General features: G+C 64.7%; 19 protein-coding genes. 10 read left to right on the plus strand and 9 right to left on the minus strand.

The window, feature by feature from the left end:
• Both H8A95_RS33780 and H8A95_RS33785 read left to right on the plus strand, forming a co-directional pair.
• Nucleotides 1-599 (plus strand): invasion associated locus B family protein (locus H8A95_RS33780; RefSeq protein ID WP_229187089.1); only part of this gene is annotated, 599 nt, incomplete at its 5' end.
• Nucleotides 600-947: 348 nt separating this feature from the next.
• Nucleotides 948-2,222 carry an MFS transporter gene (locus H8A95_RS33785; protein ID WP_229187090.1) on the plus strand — a complete coding sequence of 425 codons (1,275 nt, stop codon included), beginning with the start codon at nucleotides 948-950 and terminating at the stop codon, nucleotides 2,220-2,222.
• 55 nt (nucleotides 2,223-2,277) lie between these two features.
• On the opposite strand, the gene hspQ is transcribed toward H8A95_RS33785, so the two are convergent.
• On the minus strand, nucleotides 2,278-2,610 hold the full coding sequence (gene hspQ, locus H8A95_RS33790; protein WP_021081543.1) for a heat shock protein HspQ: 333 nt from the start codon (nucleotides 2,608-2,610) through the stop codon (nucleotides 2,278-2,280).
• A 121-nt stretch (nucleotides 2,611-2,731) separates the two neighbouring features.
• Between hspQ and H8A95_RS33795 the strand changes: the two genes are divergently transcribed.
• A complete protein-coding gene (locus tag H8A95_RS33795) occupies nucleotides 2,732-3,685 on the plus strand; it encodes an AEC family transporter (protein ID WP_229187091.1) in 954 nt (317 codons plus the stop codon).
• A gap of 68 nt (nucleotides 3,686-3,753) precedes the next feature.
• Here the strand turns inward: H8A95_RS33795 and H8A95_RS33800 are convergent, their stop codons facing one another.
• A complete protein-coding gene (locus H8A95_RS33800; RefSeq protein ID WP_229187092.1) occupies nucleotides 3,754-4,938 on the minus strand; it encodes a UbiH/UbiF family hydroxylase in 1,185 nt (394 codons plus the stop codon).
• Nucleotides 4,939-5,071: 133 nt separating this feature from the next.
• On the opposite strand from H8A95_RS33800, the gene pcsA reads away from it, so the two are divergent.
• The 3 genes from pcsA to H8A95_RS33815 all read left to right on the plus strand — a co-directional run bounded on the left by pcsA (nucleotide 5,072) and on the right by H8A95_RS33815 (nucleotide 7,578).
• Entirely contained in the window at nucleotides 5,072-5,800 is a 729-nt protein-coding gene (pcsA, locus tag H8A95_RS33805; RefSeq protein ID WP_229187093.1) for a phosphatidylcholine synthase, read from the plus strand.
• The gene (locus H8A95_RS33810) at nucleotides 5,797-6,522 is read left to right on the plus strand and encodes a TerC family protein (protein ID WP_229187094.1); all 726 of its coding nucleotides are present in this window, start codon (nucleotides 5,797-5,799) and stop codon (nucleotides 6,520-6,522) included. Before pcsA ends, H8A95_RS33810 begins: the two co-directional genes overlap by 4 nt.
• An 81-nt stretch (nucleotides 6,523-6,603) precedes the next feature.
• The gene (locus H8A95_RS33815) at nucleotides 6,604-7,578 is read left to right on the plus strand and encodes a quinone oxidoreductase family protein (protein WP_229187095.1); all 975 of its coding nucleotides are present in this window, start codon (nucleotides 6,604-6,606) and stop codon (nucleotides 7,576-7,578) included.
• A gap of 100 nt (nucleotides 7,579-7,678) precedes the next feature.
• Here the strand turns inward: H8A95_RS33815 and H8A95_RS33820 are convergent, their stop codons facing one another.
• The 3 genes from H8A95_RS33820 to H8A95_RS33830 form a co-directional block, all read right to left on the minus strand.
• Complete coding sequence (locus H8A95_RS33820) at nucleotides 7,679-8,875, minus strand: acetylornithine transaminase (protein WP_229187096.1); 1,197 nt, start codon at nucleotides 8,873-8,875, stop codon at nucleotides 7,679-7,681.
• A gap of 240 nt (nucleotides 8,876-9,115) precedes the next feature.
• On the minus strand, nucleotides 9,116-10,435 hold the full coding sequence (gene rimO, locus H8A95_RS33825; RefSeq protein ID WP_229187097.1) for a 30S ribosomal protein S12 methylthiotransferase RimO: 1,320 nt from the start codon (nucleotides 10,433-10,435) through the stop codon (nucleotides 9,116-9,118).
• Between the two features lie 9 nt (nucleotides 10,436-10,444).
• On the minus strand, nucleotides 10,445-10,618 hold the full coding sequence (locus H8A95_RS33830) for a hypothetical protein (RefSeq protein ID WP_229187098.1): 174 nt from the start codon (nucleotides 10,616-10,618) through the stop codon (nucleotides 10,445-10,447).
• A gap of 1,076 nt (nucleotides 10,619-11,694) precedes the next feature.
• Here H8A95_RS33830 and H8A95_RS33835 point away from each other — a divergent pair.
• The 3 genes from H8A95_RS33835 (at nucleotide 11,695) to H8A95_RS33845 (ending at nucleotide 13,862) form a co-directional block, all read left to right on the plus strand.
• Nucleotides 11,695-12,285, plus strand: coding sequence for an ANTAR domain-containing response regulator (locus tag H8A95_RS33835; protein ID WP_028332037.1), 591 nt, complete (start codon nucleotides 11,695-11,697; stop codon nucleotides 12,283-12,285).
• Complete coding sequence (locus tag H8A95_RS33840; RefSeq protein ID WP_229187099.1) at nucleotides 12,282-13,442, plus strand: CmpA/NrtA family ABC transporter substrate-binding protein; 1,161 nt, start codon at nucleotides 12,282-12,284, stop codon at nucleotides 13,440-13,442. The genes H8A95_RS33835 and H8A95_RS33840 overlap by 4 nt, the downstream gene beginning before the upstream one ends.
• 267 nt (nucleotides 13,443-13,709) lie before the next feature.
• A complete protein-coding gene (locus H8A95_RS33845; protein WP_229187100.1) occupies nucleotides 13,710-13,862 on the plus strand; it encodes a hypothetical protein in 153 nt (50 codons plus the stop codon).
• A 74-nt stretch (nucleotides 13,863-13,936) separates the two neighbouring features.
• Here H8A95_RS33845 and H8A95_RS33850 read toward each other — a convergent pair whose 3' ends face one another.
• The 4 genes from H8A95_RS33850 to pxpB form a co-directional block, all read right to left on the minus strand.
• Nucleotides 13,937-14,359: a hypothetical protein gene (locus H8A95_RS33850; RefSeq protein WP_229187101.1), complete on the minus strand. Its 423-nt coding sequence runs from the start codon at nucleotides 14,357-14,359 to the stop codon at nucleotides 13,937-13,939.
• Between the two features lie 151 nt (nucleotides 14,360-14,510).
• A complete protein-coding gene (locus H8A95_RS33855; RefSeq protein ID WP_229187102.1) occupies nucleotides 14,511-15,284 on the minus strand; it encodes a LamB/YcsF family protein in 774 nt (257 codons plus the stop codon).
• An 86-nt stretch (nucleotides 15,285-15,370) separates the two neighbouring features.
• Complete coding sequence (locus H8A95_RS33860; protein ID WP_229187103.1) at nucleotides 15,371-16,405, minus strand: 5-oxoprolinase subunit C family protein; 1,035 nt, start codon at nucleotides 16,403-16,405, stop codon at nucleotides 15,371-15,373.
• Nucleotides 16,402-17,133 carry a 5-oxoprolinase subunit PxpB gene (pxpB, locus tag H8A95_RS33865; RefSeq protein ID WP_229187104.1) on the minus strand — a complete coding sequence of 244 codons (732 nt, stop codon included), beginning with the start codon at nucleotides 17,131-17,133 and terminating at the stop codon, nucleotides 16,402-16,404. Before pxpB ends, H8A95_RS33860 begins: the two co-directional genes overlap by 4 nt.
• A 213-nt stretch (nucleotides 17,134-17,346) precedes the next feature.
• On the opposite strand from pxpB, the gene H8A95_RS33870 reads away from it, so the two are divergent.
• Entirely contained in the window at nucleotides 17,347-18,045 is a 699-nt protein-coding gene (locus H8A95_RS33870) for a ribonuclease activity regulator RraA (RefSeq protein WP_095734524.1), read from the plus strand.
• Nucleotides 18,046-18,163 lie beyond the last annotated feature (118 nt).

Genomic DNA, 18,163 nt, shown 5'->3' on the forward strand with positions numbered 1-18,163 from the left:
CGCCCGCTGCGGCCGCCGGCCAGCAGCCGCCGCAGGACCAGCAGATCCAGCTGATCTATGCCCCCTGGACCAAGTTCTGCCTGAAGGGCCAGGAAGCCAACGCCAAGCAGGTTTGCTTCACCGGCAAGGACGGCCGCATCGAGTCCGGCCAGCCGGTGATCGCCGCCGTGATCATCGAGCCGGAAGGCGAGCCGAAGAAGATCCTGCGCGTCACGCTGCCGCTCGGCATGCAGCTGGTTCACGGCACCCGCATCATCGTCGACGGCAGCCCGCCGCAGCAGGCGCCCTATGTGATCTGCTTCCAGAACGGTTGCATGTCCGACTATGAAGCAACCCCCGAGCTGATCGCCAACATGAAGAAGGGCCAGAACCTCGTGGTTCAGGCGATCAATTCGAACGGCGCGCCGCTGACGCTGCCGCTGCCGCTCAACACCGAATTCGCCAAGGCCTATGACGGCCCGCCGACCGATCCGAAGGTGTTCGAGGAAAACTCGAAGAAGCTGCAGGAAGAGTTGCAGAAGCGCGCCGAAGAGCAGCGCAAGAAGCTGGAAGGCGCGGGCGGCGCGACGCCGGCTCCGGCCAACCCGGCGGCCAAGTAAGCTCAGATCAACTTTCGATCAAGCGTTCAAGAAAACGCGAGATCATCGCAAGCAAAAGGCGCCCGCAAGGGCGCCTTTTTCGTCATGCGATACGGACTGGCTGATGGCAGCCTGCCGCGCTGGTGATCGCGCAGATCGTGTGCGATGTTTGCTGAAGGGCACTGCGATTGCGTCGCGAGTCAAGCGCGTGTCGTCAGTGCCTTGTCCGGACAAGTCCGGCGTCGAAGCCCAATCATAAATCCGATACGGGAGGCCAGACGAAAGCGCGGAACGCGCCTTCGATGCGCGAATGCGCGCGTGGTTCTCCTCAGGACCCTGGCCGTCGTTTGCAGTCATGGAAGTCGCGCAATGTCCCAGCAAGTCAGCAAGCAGCGGCGAGAGCCGATCTCCCGGCTTTCGGAGCCGGCGGTCGCCGATCCTGCGGTCAATGCTGGTGGTCGCGTCAACCAGGACAACGTCCCGGGTAGCTTTCATCCGGGCATCGTGCATCTCGCGCTGGCGATGGGCGGGTTCGCGATCGGCATCGCCGAATTCGCCACCATGAGCCTGCTGCCGTTCTTCGCCCACGATCTGAACATCAGCGAGCCCCAGGCCGGCCACGCGATCAGCGCTTACGCACTCGGCGTCGTGGTGGGTGCGCCTGTGATCGCCGTGCTGTCGGCGCGCATGACGCGGCGGACCTTGCTGATCGCGCTGATGGGCTTCTTCGCGTTGATGAACGGCCTCTCCGGGCTCGCGCCCGACTATCACACCATGCTGGTGCTGCGCTTCCTCGCCGGGCTGCCGCACGGCGCCTATTTCGGCATCGCCATGCTGGTCGCGGCCTCCCTGGTGCCGATGGACAAGCGCACGGCCGCGGTCGGCCGCGTGATTCTCGGCCTCACGATCGCGACCACGATCGGTGTACCGCTGGCCAACGGGGTCGGGCAGGTGATCGGCTGGCGCTGGGCCTTCGCGATCGTCGCCGGCCTCGCGCTGTTGACCGCCGTCCTGGTGCTGATCTTCGCCCCGCGCGATGCCGCCAACTCCAACGCAAGCCCGTTGCGCGAATTGTCTGCGCTCGGGCGCAAGCATGTCTGGCTGACGCTGGCGATCGGCGCCATCGGCTTCGGCGGGCTGTTCTCGGTCTACACCTATCTCGCCTCGACCATGCTGGCGGTGACGCACACGTCGCCCGCATTGGTCCCGGTCACGCTGTGCGTGTTCGGCGCCGGCCTGACCGCCGGCAACATCATCGTGCCGCGCTTCGCCGACCGTGCGCTGATGGCGACCGCGGGCGGGCTGTTGCTGTGGTCGGCCGCGACGCTGGCGCTGTATCCGCTGGCGGCGACGAATTTCTGGACGCTGAGTGCCGACGTGTTCCTGATCGGGCTCGGCGGCGCGCTCGCCACCGTGCTTCAAACGCGGCTGATGGATGTCGCAGGCGAGGCGCAGAGCCTCGCTGCGGCGCTCAATCACTCCGCCTTCAACGTCGCCAATGCGCTCGGCCCGTGGCTCGGCGGAATGGCGGTTGCGGCCGGCTATGGCTGGACGTCGACCGGCCTCGTCGGCGCGGGCCTGGCGCTGGCGGGCTTTGTGGTCTGGGCGATCGCGGCGGCGCTCGCCAAACGAGAGGGCGTGTGAGCAGGTGAGATGCGCCAGCGCGAACGCCGTGGCAGTTGCGGACAGAAGCCGCGCGTCAGTTCAGCGAGGGGTTGCGCGGACGGTAGCCGCCCGACTTGTCCTTGATGAAGATCTCCGCCACCTGCGAATGCCGGATCGGCTCGCCGGACTCGTCGGGCAAGAGGTTCTGCTCCGAGACGTAGGCGACGTACTCGGTCTCCGAGTTTTCCGCGAGCAGATGGTAGAACGGCTGGTCCTTGTGGGGGCGCATGTCCTCGGGGATCGACAGCCACCATTCCTCGGTGTTGTTGAACTCCGGGTCGATATCAAAAATCACGCCCCGGAAGGAGAACACCCGGTGACGGACGATCTGCCCGATCTGGAATTTGGCGGTGCGCGCTTTGATCATGGTTCGTCGATAGACCAACATTGTGGCCGATGCTAGGGGCTAAGCCTCGAATTAACCCCCGCTTTACCGATTCCAGCCCTGCAAAAACGCCCCGAAATCCGGCCGAGAAACTACTTTCAGAATGATCGATATCCTCAATCTGGCGCTGCCGTATTTCGGCCTGATCTTCATCGGCTACGCGTGCGGCAAGGCGAAGGGTTTACCCGAGAGCGGGCTCGCCTGGATGAATTTCTTCCTGCTTTACGTTTCGTTGCCGGCGCTGCTGTTCGGGATCATGTCCAAGACCCCGTTTGCGGAGCTGAACAACCCGCCATTCCTGATCGCCACCACGCTCGGAACCGTGATCGCGTTCTTCCTGGCGATGGTCGCGGGCAAGCTGATGGGGGGCTTGACGCTGCGCGAGGCAACGCTTGCCGGCCTGTCGGGCGCCTACGGCAATATCGGCTATATGGGCCCTGGGCTGGCGCTCGCCGTGCTCGGCGCCAAGGCGGCAGCGCCGACCGCGCTGATCTTCTGCTGCGACAGCATCTTCCTGTTCTCGATCGTGCCGCTGCTGATCGAACTCACCGACCGCGACCATCCCTCGCTGCTGCACGCATTCGGCGTGGTGCTGCGGCAGATCGTGCAGAACCCGCTGATCATGTCGGCGGTGTTCGGGGCGCTGGTCGCCGCGTTTCACATCCCGCTGCCGGTCGCGCTCGACCGCACCATCCAGTTTCTGCAGAACGCCGCGGCGCCGATGGCGCTGTTCGCGCTCGGCGTCACCGTGGCGCTGCGGCCGTTCGAGCGGGTGCCGTGGGAGGTGCCGGGCGTGGTCGCAATCAAGCTCCTGATCCATCCGCTGCTGGCATTCGGGCTGATGCTGCTGTTCGGCCCGTTCGCGCAGCCCTGGGCCGCGACCGCGGTGCTGATGGCCTCGCTGCCGCCGGCGCTCAACGTGTTCGTGATCGCCCGGCAGAACGACACCTGGATCGAGCCGGCCTCGGTCGCGGTGCTGATCGGCACCTTCGCCTCGGTGGTCACGCTGACCAGCGTGATGTGGTTCATCCAGAGCGGACGGCTGGTGTTTCCCTAAGACGCGCTTTTAGTGGACGCGTTTTCTTAAGCGCGAACCGGTACCCACTTCGCTCGAAAACGCTTTGGTCACCGCCGCCATGACGGCGCGAGACCCTCGCGCATCGCCAGCCGCCGCAGCGGGCCGAATGCGCCGAGCAGGTGCAGGCCTGCGGCACGCGCCGTCTGCACGCCCAGGAAATCGCTGAGCAGCGAGCGGTTGGCGATGTCGATCGCCCAGGTCCGGCTGGCAACGTCGGGACGCCGCGCCGCCTGGTAGCGCGACAGCACGCTTGGCGCGCCGGGATCCTCGCCGCGGCCGATCGCCTGACCCATGATCTCAGCGATATCGGCGGCATCGCGCAGCCCCATGTTGAGGCCCTGCGCGCCGATCGGCGGCAGCACATGGGCGGATTCCCCGACCAGCGCGATCCGGTCTTTTGCAAACTGCCGCGGCCGCTCGATCGCCAGCGGAAACACGTGACGGCCGCCCTGGACCTCGACGCGGCCGAGGATGGAATGCGACTGCCGTTCGGCCGCGACGGACAATTCCTCGTCGCTGAGTGCCTTGAGCCGCTCGGCCTCCTTGGGCGAGGAGACCCAGACCACGCTGCTGCGGTTGCCGGCGAGCGGCACGAACACGCAAGGGCCGTGCTCGGTGTGAAACTCGGTCGAGATGTTGTGATGCGGGCGGCTGTGGGTGATGTTGAAGGTGAGGGCGGATTGCCCGAGCGCGCGGCTTGTCACCTCGATGCCGGCGGCCTCGCGGGACAGTGAATTACGCCCGTCAGCGCCGACCACGAGCCGGGCCTTGAGCGACTGGCCTTGCCGCGTCACCGCGGTAACATCGGCATCGCCGGGCTGCACCGAGGCCGCCTCGTCGTCGAACCGGGTCAGCGCGGCCATCTCGCCGGCGCGGTCCTCGAGCGCTGCGACCAGCGAGCGATTGTCGATGTTGAAGCCGAACTGCTCGCGGCCGATCTCGTCCGACGTGAACCGCACCTCGGGTGCGCGGATCAGGCGGCCGGTGTCGTCGACCAGGCGCATGGTCTTGAGCGCCGCCGCTCTGTCGCTGCAGCGCCGCCAGACGTCGAGCCGCTCCAGGATATCGGTCGAGGCGCCGAGCAGCGCGGTGGTCCGGTTGTCGGCATAGGGCGCGCGGCGCGCCAGCAACGCGGTCCGTGCGCCGGCGTCGGCAAGCGCAATGGCAGCCGTCAATCCGGCCGGGCCGCCGCCTATTACGATAACGTCATAATCCAGGGAGCTGTCGGTCATATCAGGACATTTGACATGCCTGGCCCGATTTTCAAGCCATCGGTAACCACTGAATCCTCCCAATGGTTTGCGCGGCGGAACGCCGCAAGACTGCATATGCAAAGGGGGCCGATTCCTGATAGCACTTCGGCCGATGGAGCACTCGAGCCAGCCGGATGCGTTGCCAGAACGGATGCGGACCGCCGCATTCTCCGTTCATATCTTCACGGCGCTCGGCGCCGGCGTCGCGCTGCTGGCCATGCTGGAAGCCGTGCGCGAGCACTGGGCCAACATGTTCGCCTGGCTTGGGGTCGCGCTGATCATCGACGGGATCGACGGCCCACTGGCGCGCCGGCTCGACGTGGTGCGGTTGCAGCCGAACTGGTCGGGCGAGGTGCTCGACCTGGTGGTCGATTTCGTCACCTATGTGTTCGTTCCGGCCTATGCGATCACTGCGAGCGGCATGTTGCTGCCGCTGGCCGCGCCGATCCTCGGCATCGGCATCGTGGTCTCGAGCGCGCTGTATTTCGCCGACCGCCGCATGAAGGCCGACGACAACCATTTCCGCGGCTTTCCGGCGCTGTGGAATGCGGCGGCGTTCTATCTGTTCCTGCTGCATCTGCCGCCGGTGCTGTCGACCATCGTGGTCGCGGCCCTGATCGTGCTGACCTTCGCGCCGTTCCACGTGCTGCACCCGTTCCGCGTGGTGCGGCTGCGTTGGCTGACGCTGTGGCTGCTTTTCGCCTGGGCGCTGCTCGGCGCGTACACGCTCGCCAATGATTTCGTGGTCGGTCCCTCGATCACCTTCGGTCTCTGCGCCATCGCCGTCTACATCGTCGGCAGCGACACCGTGATCCGCCGGATGAAAGCCTTCAGAGCATGATGCAATTGATCACCAGCCCGGAAGCCTGGGCTGCGTTGTTGACCCTGACTGCACTCGAGATCGTGCTCGGCATCGACAATGTCATCTTCCTCTCGGTGATCGTCTCGCGGATCCCGCAACCGCAGGCCAACCGCGCGCGGCAGATCGGCCTGCTGCTGGCGCTGGTGTTCCGCATCCTGTTGCTCAGCATCCTGGTCTGGCTGATCGGGCTGACCCAGCCGGTGATCGTTGTTCAGGACATCTCACTGTCCTGGCGCGACATCATCCTGATCGGCGGCGGCCTGTTCCTGATCGCCAAGGCGACCCATGAGATCCACGGCGAGGTCGAGGCGCGTGAGGCGGAGGCCGACGACAAGCCGAACGCCAGCGCGTTCTTCTGGGTGATCGTGCAGATCATCATCATCGACCTGGTGTTCTCGCTGGATTCAATCATCACCGCGATCGGCATGGCGCAGGACATCGAGATCATGATCGCGGCGGTCGTGATCGCCTGCGCGATCATGTACATCTCGTCGGGACCGGTGGCGCGGTTTGTCGCGGAGCATCCGACCACCAAGATGCTGGCGCTGGCCTTCCTGGTGCTGATCGGCGTGGCGCTGGTGGCCGACGGTTTCAAATTCCACATTCCGCGCGGCTACATCTATTTCGCCATCGCGTTCTCGGCCGCGGTCGAGATGTTCAACGTGCTGGCCAGGCGCAACCGCAAGAAGCCGGCGCGATAGCCCCGGTTCCGGCCGCTTGGTTGACAAGCCGGCGCCGATGGCATTCGCTCGTTTGACGCTGAGATCTGAGGGAGCGACGACATGACCAAGGCTGTGCGGGTGCACAAGGTGGGGGGCCCGGAGGTCCTGACCTACGAGGATGTCGAGGTTGGGGCGCCGGGGACCGGCGAGGTTCGCATCCGCCAGCATGCGGTCGGGCTGAACTTCATCGACGTCTATTTCCGCACCGGCCTCTACAAGGCGCCAGGCCTGCCGTTCATCGCCGGCAACGAAGCCGCGGGCGAGGTCGTGGCGGTCGGTCCGGGGGTGACCAATTTCCACCCCGGCGATCGCGTCGCCTATTACTACAACCTCGGCGGCTACGCCTCCGAGCGCGTCATCCCGGCCGACAAGCTGGTCAAGCTGCCCGACCACATCACCTACGAGCAGGGCGCCGTGCTGATGCTCAAGGGGCTCACGGTCTGGTACCTCCTGCACAAGACCTTCAAGGTCGAGCCGGGCCATCGGGTGCTGATCCACGCCGCAGCCGGCGGCATCGGGCTGCTGGCCTGCCAGTGGGCCCACGCGCTCGGCGCGCATGTCATCGGCACCGTCGGCTCGAAGGCGAAGGCCGATATCGCGCTCGCCAATGGCTGCGACCACGTCATCCTCTACAACGAGGAGAATTTCGTCGAACGCGTCAAGCAGATCAGCCGCGGCGAGCTCTGCGACGTCGTCTATGACGGCGTCGGCAAGACCACGTTCCCGGGATCGCTGTCCTGCCTGCGGCCGCGCGGCCTGTTCGTCTCGTTCGGCAATGCGTCGGGCCCGGTGCCGCCGTTCCCGCTCGCCGAGCTCAACAACCACGGCTCGCTGTTCGCGACACGGCCCAAGCTCAACGACTATGTCGGCACCCGCAAGGAATTGCTTGAAGGCGCCGACACGCTGTTCGCGGCTGTGATCAACGGCAAGCTGCACGTGCCGATCAACCACGCCTATGCGCTGAAGGACGTGGCGAAGGCGCATATCGATCTGGAGAGCCGGGCAACCACCGGCGCGGCGATTCTCAGGCCGTAAGTCTCGCCGTCATTGCGAGAAGCGAAGCGACGAAGCAATCCATCGTCCCGCAAATGCGGATGCATGGATTGCTTCGCTTCGCTCGCAATGACGGGTGCCGTTACGCCACCCGTCTTGCCGCACCGACCTTGGTCAGCACGGTGTCGAGGCAGTCGGTCATCGCAAGAATCTCCTCCCGCGTGACGTTGAGCGCCGGCATGAAGCGCAGCGTGTCCGGCTGCGGCGAGTTGACCAGCACGCCGGCCGCGAACGCCTCAGCGACGACGGCCGCGCCGATCGGCATCTTGAGATCGAGCGCGAGCAGCAGGCCGCGGCCTCTGATCTCGCCGAGCCCGTGCCGTGCCGACAGCCGCTGCAATTCGCGCTCGAGCAGCAGCCCGGTGTCGGTGACCGATTTCAGGAAATCGGGCCGGCCGATCTGATCGAGCACGACAAGCCCGGCGGCGCACATCAGGGGATTGCCGTTGAAGGTGCCGCCCTGATCGCCGTGATCGAAGCAGGAGGCATGCTCGGTCGCGAGCAGCGCCGCGAGCGGCACACCGCCGCCGATGCCCTTGCCGAGCGTCATGATGTCGGGCTCGATTCCGGCATGCTCATAGCCGAACAGCTTTCCGGTCCGGCCCATGCCGGTCTGGATCTCGTCGACGATCAGCAGCAGGCCGCGCTGCTGGGTCAGCGCCCGCAACTCCCTCAGGAATTCATCGGTCGCGGGCCAGACGCCGGCTTCGCCCTGGATCGGCTCCAGCATGATCGCGACCGTCGATGGCGAGATCAACTTCCGCACTGACTCGATGTCGTTCAGCCGAGCTTTCCGGAAGCCCGAGACCTTCGGTTCGAACAACGGCTCGAACGCCTTCTTGCCCGAGGCCGACATGGTCGCGAGCGTACGGCCGTGGAAACCGCCCTCGAACGTGATGATCTCATGCGCGCCGTTCTTGTATTTCGCGCCGTATTTCCGTGCGAGCTTGATCGCGCCTTCGTTGGCCTCCGCGCCGGAGTTGGCGAAGAACACCTGGTCGAAGCAGCTCTTGTCGACCAGCGCCTTTGCCAGCTTCAGGCTCGGCTCGTTGTAGAACGCAGGGCTCGGCGTCAGCAGCCGTCTGGCCTGCGCGGCCAGCGCGTCGGCCACGGCCGGCGGCGAATGGCCGAGGGCGTTGACGGCCCAGCCCTGCACGAAATCGAGATAGTGGTTGCGGTTGGCGTCCCAGAGGTACGAGCCCGCGCCGCGCACGAACACGACCTGCGGGCGGGCGGTGATATCCATCAGCGCGTCGAACGGTTGGGTAGCGTCTATCATGTCGATCTCCTCTGGGGTCGGTGTGGGAAATGGGGGACAGGCCGAAAAGCGAGAAGGCCGCGCTTTGGGGCGCGGCCTTCTCGAAAACCCTGGCTGATGTCAGCTAATCAGCGATGGCGTCGGACACGGCGCAGCCCAGCATCGTCGCGGGTGCGACGACGGCAGATGGCGCGGCGGTTGGTCCGGTTCAGCTTCATGGCGCAGGGCCATACAGCGGGAGGGCAGGCGATGTCAAGCGCGTCAGAATCCCGCGACGCTGCCGTGGAGATCGTATTGGTCGGAGCGCTCGATCTTGGCGGTGACGATCTCGCCGACCTTCAACGGGCGGCGGCTGGTGAGATAGACGGCGCCGTCGATCTCGGGCGCGTCGGCCTTTGACCGGCCCTTGGCGACAGTCGGGCCGACCTCGTCGATGATCACCTGCTGGCGGGTGCCGACCTTGCGCTTCAGGCGCCTTGTCGAAATCTTCTGCTGCCGCGCCATCAGCGCATTCCAGCGCTCCTGCTTGACGTCGTCGGGTACGGCATTGCCGATCGCGTTCGACGCGGCGCCGGCGACCGGCTCGTATTTGAAGCAGCCGAGGCGGTCGATCTCCGCTTCATCCAGCCAGTCGAGCAGGTAGGCGAAATCGGAATCGGTCTCGCCGGGGAAGCCGACGATGAAGGTCGAGCGCAGCGTCAGCTCGGGGCATTGCTCGCGCCATTTCTGGATCCGCGCCAGCGTCTTCTCCTGCGCGGCCGGGCGCTTCATCGCGCGCAGCACGTCAGGGCTCGCATGCTGGAACGGGATGTCGAGATAGGGCAGCACCTTGCCCTCGGTCATCAGGCCGATGACCTCGTCGACATGCGGGTAGGGGTAGACATATTGCAGCCGGACCCAGGCGCCGAGCTCGCCAAGCTCCTTGGCGAGGTCGAAGAATTTCGCGCGGACGCTGCGATCCTGCCACGGGCTCTCGGCGTATTTCAGGTCGACGCCGTAGGCCGAGGTGTCCTGCGAGATAACAAGCAATTCCTTGACGCCGGCTTTCACGAGCTTCTCGGCCTCGCGCAGCACGTCATTGGCCGGCCGCGACACCAGATCGCCGCGCAGCTTCGGAATGATGCAGAAGCTGCAGCGGTTGTTGCAGCCCTCGGAAATCTTCAGATAGGCGTAGTGGCGCGGCGTCAGCTTGACGCCCTGCGGCGGCACCAGGTCGAGATGCGGGTTGTGCGCCGGCGGCAGCGCGCGATGCACGGCATCCAGCACGCTCTCATATTGCTGCGGTCCGGTGATCGAGAGCACGCCGGGATAGGCGCTCTCGATCTGCTCCGGCTCGGCGCCCATGCAGCCGGTGACGATGACCTTGCCGTTCTCGGCCATGGCCTCGCCGATCGCGGCGAGCGATTCCTGCTTGGCGCTGTCGAGGAAGCCGCAGGTGTTGACGATGACGATGTCAGCACCATCATGCTTGCGCGCGAGCTCGTAGCCCTCTGCGCGCAGCCGGGTGATGATGCGCTCGGAATCGACCAGCGCCTTGGGGCAGCCGAGGCTGTGGAAGCTAATGCGCGGCGCTCTATCCATGTAATCGGCTCACGTAACAGAAATGTCTAGTCCAGCAGGATCTCGGTTGACAAACAAACGGGTTCTATCGTCATCGTCAAACTCGATTGCAATTTCATCAGCGCGATGACGCCAAACAATTCGGACGGCTTTTCCTTTTAAAAGCTCCGTTAATCTCTCCGCCTCTTGCTCCAACTCTGTCATGGGAGTTCCCCGCTGGTCCTGTACGCTTTACCTACAGATGTAAGTAAGCACCATTCGCTCGGATAACGAATTAGGCTCAAATTGTTCGATCGTTGGGTGGAATGTACCGCCGAAATATACATTCGTTGTCTCAGGAGCAGCCGAGACTGACGAATGAAATATGGGGCGCTCTTTCCATGTGGTCGCCTGGAGCCTGATCTGAATTGTGCTGATTTGCGATCTAACTAATTGCTCCGATAGGGAAATTCAATGACTAATACGTGCGTTGTGCCGCCAAGGCAGGGGAGGCGACATTGTTATTCAAAACTGCGGCCACTGAAGCGGCCTATTTTCCTGTTGATCCAGGACACAACATCCGGTTGTGTTCTCCGCTGGGTAGATTCTCATCTAAGGAAATCGGCGAGACCCGCCGGATCATTGGGCACTGCATATGCGAGTATTTTGGATTGGAGTTGGCTTGCTTACGGTGCTGATTGCGGTCGTCGTTCCGTTCGTCGCCGGCGAGGGCTGCAAGGGCCGGTGGGCGCCGTTCAATCTAGAAGGTGTTTGGGACTACAAGACTGGATGCTGGGTGAGGATTGGTGGCAGACTTGTTCGAGAGGAGTATGTCAGTTTTGATCCGAGGAATCCCCCTAGACCGGCGGGGGGCCGCTTTACAAAACCTCTGGACCCGAACGCGGGAAATCAGGCTCTCACGCGTCCCGACTGGGTGACGCTCGGACCGGACAATCGCCCAACAGCCGAAGGCTCTGTTCGGATCAATCAGAGATAAAGAGCGAAAGCGTTGAGAACCCTCCAAGCGGGGCGCCAGTAACGCGAATGCTGTTTGCGGCCCATTGATCGCGACAGGGGCTCGATGCAATGCCGGTTGAACCGGAAGCGACGTCGCCTATGTGTTCGGTTCCTTCGGAACACCCCTGCGATGTGAGGTTACTTTATGGCGCGCCGGCCCGCTCCATATCTTTGATCTGCCGCATGAATGGGCAGGCGCTAGTCCCAATTGCCGAGAATTACAACCCTTTCCGCACCGCTCTGGCGTGATATGGATGGTTGTTGCCGGGCTTTAAGAGTGGTCGATGAGCGCTGAATCGTCTCCCAAGATCGTCATCGTCGACGAGAGCCCGATCCGTGCGGCCATCCTGGAGGAGGGACTGCGGGAGGCGGGCTACACGGACGTGGTCCATATCAGCGAGATGCAGAGCCTGCTCTCGCGGATCTATGCGCTCGACCCCGAGATCATCGTCATCGACCTCGAGAACCCCAGCCGCGACGTGCTGGAACAGATGTTCCAGGTCAGCCGTGCCGTGCGCCGGCCGATCGCGATGTTCGTCGACCAGAGCGACGCCGCCTCGATCCAGGCGTCGGTGGAGGCGGGCGTCTCCGCCTATATCGTCGACGGCCTCAAGAAGGAGCGGATGAAGCCGATCCTCGATCTCTGCGTCTCCCGCTTCAATGCCTTCGCCAAATTGCAGGACGAGCTCGACCGCACCAAGCATGCGCTGGAGGAGCGCAAGGTGATCGACCGCGCCAAGGGCATCCTGATGAAGGTGAAGGGGCTGACCGAGGAGGAGGCCTACGTGCTGATGCGCTCGACCGCGATGCGCGAGAAGAAGAAGATCGGGGAGATCGCGCAATCGATCCTGACGGCGTCGGAGTTGTTGAAATGACCACACCCCTGCACATCGGATTCATTCCGCTGGTGGACGCGGCCGCGTTGATCGTCGCTGTCGACAAGGGATTTGCCGCGACTGAGGGCCTCGATGTCACCTTGGTGCGCGAGGTGTCGTGGTCGAACGTTCGCGACAAGCTCAACATTGGCCTGTTCGACGCCGCGCATCTGCTGGCGCCGGTGGCGATCGCATCACACCTCGGGCTCGGCCACGTCAAGGTGCCGATCGCGGCGCCCTTCAATCTCGGGCTCAACGGCAACGCCATCACGGTATCGCCGGCGCTGCACGCGGCGCTGATGGAGGAGATCGACGGCGACCGCTTCGACCCGATGGCGACCTCGCGGGCGCTTGCCCGCGTGGTGGCGAAGCGGCGCAAGAGCGGGGCGGAGCCGTTGACCTTCGGCATGACCTTCCCGTTCTCGACCCACAATTATCAATCGCGGTTCTGGATGGCTGCCGGCGGTGTCGATCCCGATGAGGATGTGCAGCTCGTGGTGCTGCCGCCGCCCTTTATGGTGGACAGTCTCGCCAACGGGCATGTCGACGCGTTCTGCGTCGGCGCGCCCTGGAATTCGATCGCGGTCGACCTCGGCATCGGCCACATCCTGCACTTCGTCTCCGACATCCTGCTCAGCGCGGTCGAGAAGGTGCTGGCCGTGCGCCAGAGCTGGTCGGAGAAGCATCCCGATGTCGTCGCCGCGCTGGTGCGTGCACATCTGCGCGCCGCAGAGTTCATCGAGCAGCCGGAGAACCGGCCCGAGGTCGCGCGGATGCTGGCGCAGCCCGAGCGGCTCGGCGTCGATGCCAGCGTCATCCAGCGCACGCTCGATGGCCGGCTGAAGATCTCGCCCGACGGCACCATGCGCGAGAGCAATCGCTATCTGCTGGTCGGGCGTGAGGCAGCCGCACGGCCGGACCCGGGGCAGGCGGCCTGGCTCTACGCGCAGATGGTTCGCTGGGGCCAGACACCGTACCGGCCGGAGGCGTTGAAGGCTGCCATGGCGGTGTTCCGGCCAGACCTCTATGACGCCGCATCCGGCGGGCGCCCGGCTGATGCGTCGAGCGCCATCGGCGCGTTCGCCGGTCCGCCGTTCGATCCGAAGGACATTCCCGGCCATCTGGCGGCCTTCAAGATCGGGCGCTGGAAGCCCTGAGCGCGGTGCAGCGGCCGCGCCTCAGCTATCCACCTCCGGCTACTTTGCATGGGGTTGTTTTCGAGATTTTCGGTTGTCGCGAGGCCGGCGCGGGTTCCCGACCCCTCGAATTGCAACGAATAAGATTCTCGGGCAAGCGCGCGAGAAAGAATATTCCTCTGGGAACCGGGTTCCCCGAGGGCGTGGCGTCGCTATTTTTGCCACCCGCTTGAATTGCGCCGCGAACGATATTCCATATGCCCGAGAATGGGGCGTTGGAGATCGACCATGCGCGAGCTATCGGCGGAAGCCCGCCTGCACTTTTACGCGCGACAAGTTTCCAGGAAGTCCGGGACCGGAATTCAGACTGTGGCGCTGTACAGCGCGTTTGCGGTGATTGCGGCCATCGTGTTCGGCACGCTGTCCGTCCACCCGTTCTGAGGCCCTGAGAGAACTGCAAAGCCGCCGCCTGATGTGCTCAGGCGGCGGCTTTGTGTCAGCTGGATGCTGATCGATCAGTAGCCGTAGCCGCGACCATACCCGTAGCCGTAACCGTAGCTACCACCGCAGGTGCTGCAGGTCTGCTGAACCGGCGCGTAGTAGGAATAGCCCGGCGAGACCATCTGGGTGCGCTCCTGGGTGGCGTATTGCGGCGGGATGCGCTCATAGTCGACGCCTTCGGGCGCGACCATCACAGTCTGCGGCACCATCACGGTACGATACTGCGCCGGCGTGCGATGCGCGATGACGCGGCCCGGCGACACCATCACGGTTTCCTGCACCGTGCGATATTGCGGCGGCACGGTCTGCACCTGATAGCAGGTCGTGCAGGGCTGGGGCGGCGGCGTATAGCAGCTGTAGCAGCCGGCGGAGGCTGCGCTGGTGAAGGCGGCCGTAGCAACCGCGGCAATGGCAAGGGAGAGGCTGGTGCGGAACATGCTTTCGTACCCAATTTCCTGAGAGGACAATCAAAGGCTCGGAAGCTGCACCTAGCAATCAAACGGCAAGCTTGGGTTTAGGAAGACTCTTAACGGAATCTAAAGGGGCCGGCGCAGCGGCCGACCCTTGCTGATGAGATGCGTTCGCTGCTCAGTGCGCAGTCTTGAACGGCGCAACCGTAATGCCCGCCTGCTTCAGCGCCTCGCGCAGGCCGCGCGCGATCTCGACGGCGCCATGCGTGTCGCCATGGATGCAGACGGTATCGGTCTGCATCTTGATCACCTTGCCGGTGACCGAGACGACTGCGCCGTCCTGCACCATGCGCACCACGCGTTCGGCGATCGCCTTCGGATCGTGCAGCACCGCGCCGGGCTTCTTGCGCGACACCAGATTGCTGTCGTCCTCGTAGGCACGGTCGGCAAACACTTCATGCGCCATCCGCAGATTGGCGGCTTCACCCGCGCGCACCAGTTTCGAGTTGGCGAGCACCACGAAGATGAGATTGCGATCGACGGCCTTGATCGCATTGGCGATCGCCTTGGCCGTCATGTCGTCCTCGCAGGCGACGTTGGACAGCGCGCCATGCGCCTTCACATGGGTGACCTTGTGGCCGGCCGCAGTCGCGATCGCTTGCAGCGCGCCGATCTGGTAGGCGACGAGATTCTCGATCTCCGACGATGTCAGCCCGGGTACCGGGCGGCGGCCAAAGCCGTGCAGATCGCGATAGCCGGGATGGGCGCCGACGCTGACGCCGCGCGCCTTCGCGAGCTCGACCGTCTTGCGCATGATGTCGGCGTCGCCGGCATGGTAACCGCAGGCGACGTTGACCGAGGTCGCAAGCTCGATCATCGCGGCGTCATTGCCCATTTCCCAGGGCCCGAAACTTTCGCCGAGATCGCAATTGAGGTCGATGGTTGAGGTCATGACGATCGATCCGTTTGTTGCTGTTGGCTCTTTTGTTTGAGCATGATCTTTTCGGAAAACCGCTTCACACTTTTCCGGATCATGCTCTAGGGTACCGCGACCTGCCAGGTCACGGCGTCGATGGCGCTGACGGCCTGACCGGCTACATTAGCATCCCTCAGCGCCTCGATGTTGAGGCCAAAATCCTCGATGCCGCGGAGACGATCGGGCAGGGAACGCAGCAGCGCGTGAAACTTGATCGCCTCGGCTTGCGCTTCCGCGATCGTCACCGCCTTGAAGCGGAACGACCGGCCGGCGGAGATCTGCGCGAAGCGGCCGAAATCCGCCGTGATCACGGTTGCGATCTTTGGATAGCCGCCGCTGGTGCCGCGGTCCGGCATCAGCACGATCGGCTGGCCGTTGCCCGGCACCTGGATGCTGCCGTTCACGGTGCCGTCGGAGACGATGTTGTGGCCGTCGAGGTGCTTGATGGCGGGACCTTCGAGGCGGTAGCCCATGCGGTCGCTGGTGGCCGAGATCTTCCACTCGCTGTCGGTGAGCAGCTTCTTGCTTTCATCGGCGAACTCGTCGTCCTGCGGGCCGAACACGATCCGGATCGGCGCATCGTTTGAGGCCGGCAATTCGATGCGGCACTCGGCTATGCCGCTCGCGGCCTGCGTCTTCAACTCGTCGCCGCTTTGCAGCGGCCGCGGGTAGGGGCTGCCGAGCCCGGCGCGGGCGTTGACCGCGAGGCTGCCGAACATCGGTTCGCCCTCGATGCCGTGCTCGATCGCGAGATAGCTGAACGAGCCGCCGCGGGCGAAGCCGAGATTGAGCGTCTCGCCTTCGGCGAGCGTTGCCGAACTGTCGAACGCGACCGGCCGGCCGCCGATATCCGCATTGCGTGACGCGCCGGCGAGCCCGACCCGCACCGCGCCGCCACGCGCGGTGAAGCTGGCGCCGAACGGGCCGATCTCGACTGCGGCGGCAAGCAGCTCATTGCCGACCAGCGTGTTGGCCGCCGCCAGCGACAGCCGATCCATCGCACCGCTCGGCACCAGGCCATAGCGCTGCGAGCCCGGACGCCCGCCGTCCTGCACCGAGCTTGCCGGGCCGATCGAGGTGACGACGAGCTTGCTCATGGTGTCACCAGTTCTGCGACGAACTCGCCGGCATCGGCGGCGCGGTCCTGTTCCGCAAAGGTCTTGGCATCGACCGCCGTGAAGGTGATGGCGTCGCCCGGCTCCAGCAGGAAGGTCGGATCGCGATGCAATTGGTAGGTTCTCACCGGGGTACGGCCGAGCAGGTGCCAGCCGCTCGGGCCGGCCAGGCATTGCACGCCGGTCTGGATGCCGCCGATCGAGATCGTGCCGGCGGGGGTCAGGAGCCGCGGGTCCTTGCGCCGGGGCACGTGCAGGAACGTCTCCAGCCCGCTGAGATAGGACCAGCCCGGCGTGAAGCCGATCATGGCGACGCGATAGTCGCCGGCGACGTGGCGTGCCACGATCTGGTCCGGAGTGGTCTGGAGCGCTTTGGCGACATCCTCGAGATCGATGCCGTGCTCGCCGCCATAGGTGACGGGAATGCGCCAGCGCCGCGTTCCGGTCTCGGTCGGCGGCGCCTTGGCTGCGCGCGCGAGCAGTTGCTCGCCGATCGCGTCGAAGCTGATCTGCACGGGATCGTAATGCACCAGCAGCGAGCGGTAGGTCGGCACGGTCTCGGTGATGCCGGCGATCGGCTCGGCCGCAATCACGCGGTCGAGTGCCAGCACGCGCCGGTTGGCGGCGTCGTCGATGGTGCGGCTGAATTCCACCGTGATGGCGCTGTCGCCACTCGGCAAAAGGCGGGGAGGACTTAAGGGTTCGGCCATTGGATCAAGCGGGCTTCGTCGGCCATCAAGCTAGCGTGTTTCGATCCAAAACGGAATTCGCTTCGTGCAAAATGATGCAGCAACTTCAATAAATTAATCGGCATGCCGGCGATAAATTTAGATGATCGCAGCATTTTCGCGCAGCCCTTGACGCAGCGCCTTCGCCCGGCAACATGCGCCGGTCTTTTCCTCCCATCGGAGCAAGCTTTCCAGATGTCACTGTCCACTGAGGCGATCGCGACGCTGTCGCACGTGTCCACCGCCACCATCACCACCGTCCTGCTCAAGAAGGGCCTGCGCAACATCTGGATGCGCGGCACCAAGCCGCTGAAGCCTGGGCAGAAGCGGCTGGTCGGACCCGCCTTCACGCTGCGCTTCGTGCCGGCCCGCGAGGACCTGGCGACGCCGGAATCCTGGTCGTCGCCGATCTCGACCCGAACCGCGATCGAGGCGATGCCGGCGGGCTGCATCGCCGTGGTCGATGCCATGGGCATCACCGATGCCGGCATTTTCGGCGACATCCTCTGCGCGCGCATGGTCAAGCGCGGGGTGACGGCGCTGATCACCGATGGCGTGGTGCGTGACCTCGAGGGTGTGCTCGGCACCGGCCTGCCGGTCTGGTGCGACGGCTATGCCGCGCCGCCGTCGGTCGCCGGCCTGACCTTCGTCGGCTGGGGCGAACCGATCGGGTGCGGCGGCGTTGCCGTGTTTCCGAATGACGTCGTCGTGGCCGACCAGGACGGCGCAGTGCTGATCCCGCAGGCCTTCCTCGACCATGTGCTGGCCGAGGGACCCGAGCAGGAGCGGATGGAAGCCTGGATCGTCAACGAGGTGAACAATGGCGCCCAGCTGCCCGGCCTCTATCCGATGAATGCCGAGACCAAGGCGCGTTACGCCGCAACCAAGAAATAACGTCAAGAGAGCGAGGTAACCCCATGGATATCCACGTTTCCGGCTCGCGGCCGACCCGCCGCGCGCCGAAGGAGAACTTCACCGGCAGCGTGCTGCAGGACCCGATCAACATGGCGCC

This window comes from Bradyrhizobium oropedii, from assembly GCF_020889685.1.
In the GTDB taxonomy this organism is placed as follows: domain Bacteria; phylum Pseudomonadota; class Alphaproteobacteria; order Rhizobiales; family Xanthobacteraceae; genus Bradyrhizobium; species Bradyrhizobium oropedii.

Bases quoted from the DNA above. Each gene is read 5' to 3' on its own strand.
- pxpB (WP_229187104.1), bottom strand. From the start codon at position 17,133: ATGGCCGAACCCTTAAGTCCTCCCCGCCTTTTGCCGAGTGGCGACAGC.
- pcsA (WP_229187093.1), top strand. From the start codon at position 5,072: ATGGAGCACTCGAGCCAGCCGGATGCGTTGCCAGAACGGATGCGGACC.
- H8A95_RS33820 (WP_229187096.1), bottom strand. From the start codon at position 8,875: ATGATAGACGCTACCCAACCGTTCGACGCGCTGATGGATATCACCGCC.
- H8A95_RS33810 (WP_229187094.1), top strand. From the start codon at position 5,797: ATGATGCAATTGATCACCAGCCCGGAAGCCTGGGCTGCGTTGTTGACC.
- H8A95_RS33800 (WP_229187092.1), bottom strand. From the start codon at position 4,938: ATGACCGACAGCTCCCTGGATTATGACGTTATCGTAATAGGCGGCGGC.
- H8A95_RS33815 (WP_229187095.1), top strand. From the start codon at position 6,604: ATGACCAAGGCTGTGCGGGTGCACAAGGTGGGGGGCCCGGAGGTCCTG.
- H8A95_RS33840 (WP_229187099.1), top strand. From the start codon at position 12,282: ATGACCACACCCCTGCACATCGGATTCATTCCGCTGGTGGACGCGGCC.
- H8A95_RS33845 (WP_229187100.1), top strand. From the start codon at position 13,710: ATGCGCGAGCTATCGGCGGAAGCCCGCCTGCACTTTTACGCGCGACAA.
- H8A95_RS33835 (WP_028332037.1), top strand. From the start codon at position 11,695: ATGAGCGCTGAATCGTCTCCCAAGATCGTCATCGTCGACGAGAGCCCG.
- rimO (WP_229187097.1), bottom strand. From the start codon at position 10,435: ATGGATAGAGCGCCGCGCATTAGCTTCCACAGCCTCGGCTGCCCCAAG.
- H8A95_RS33860 (WP_229187103.1), bottom strand. From the start codon at position 16,405: ATGAGCAAGCTCGTCGTCACCTCGATCGGCCCGGCAAGCTCGGTGCAG.
- H8A95_RS33795 (WP_229187091.1), top strand. From the start codon at position 2,732: ATGATCGATATCCTCAATCTGGCGCTGCCGTATTTCGGCCTGATCTTC.
- hspQ (WP_021081543.1), bottom strand. From the start codon at position 2,610: ATGATCAAAGCGCGCACCGCCAAATTCCAGATCGGGCAGATCGTCCGT.
- H8A95_RS33785 (WP_229187090.1), top strand. From the start codon at position 948: ATGTCCCAGCAAGTCAGCAAGCAGCGGCGAGAGCCGATCTCCCGGCTT.
- H8A95_RS33850 (WP_229187101.1), bottom strand. From the start codon at position 14,359: ATGTTCCGCACCAGCCTCTCCCTTGCCATTGCCGCGGTTGCTACGGCC.
- H8A95_RS33855 (WP_229187102.1), bottom strand. From the start codon at position 15,284: ATGACCTCAACCATCGACCTCAATTGCGATCTCGGCGAAAGTTTCGGG.
- H8A95_RS33830 (WP_229187098.1), bottom strand. From the start codon at position 10,618: ATGACAGAGTTGGAGCAAGAGGCGGAGAGATTAACGGAGCTTTTAAAA.
- H8A95_RS33870 (WP_095734524.1), top strand. From the start codon at position 17,347: ATGTCACTGTCCACTGAGGCGATCGCGACGCTGTCGCACGTGTCCACC.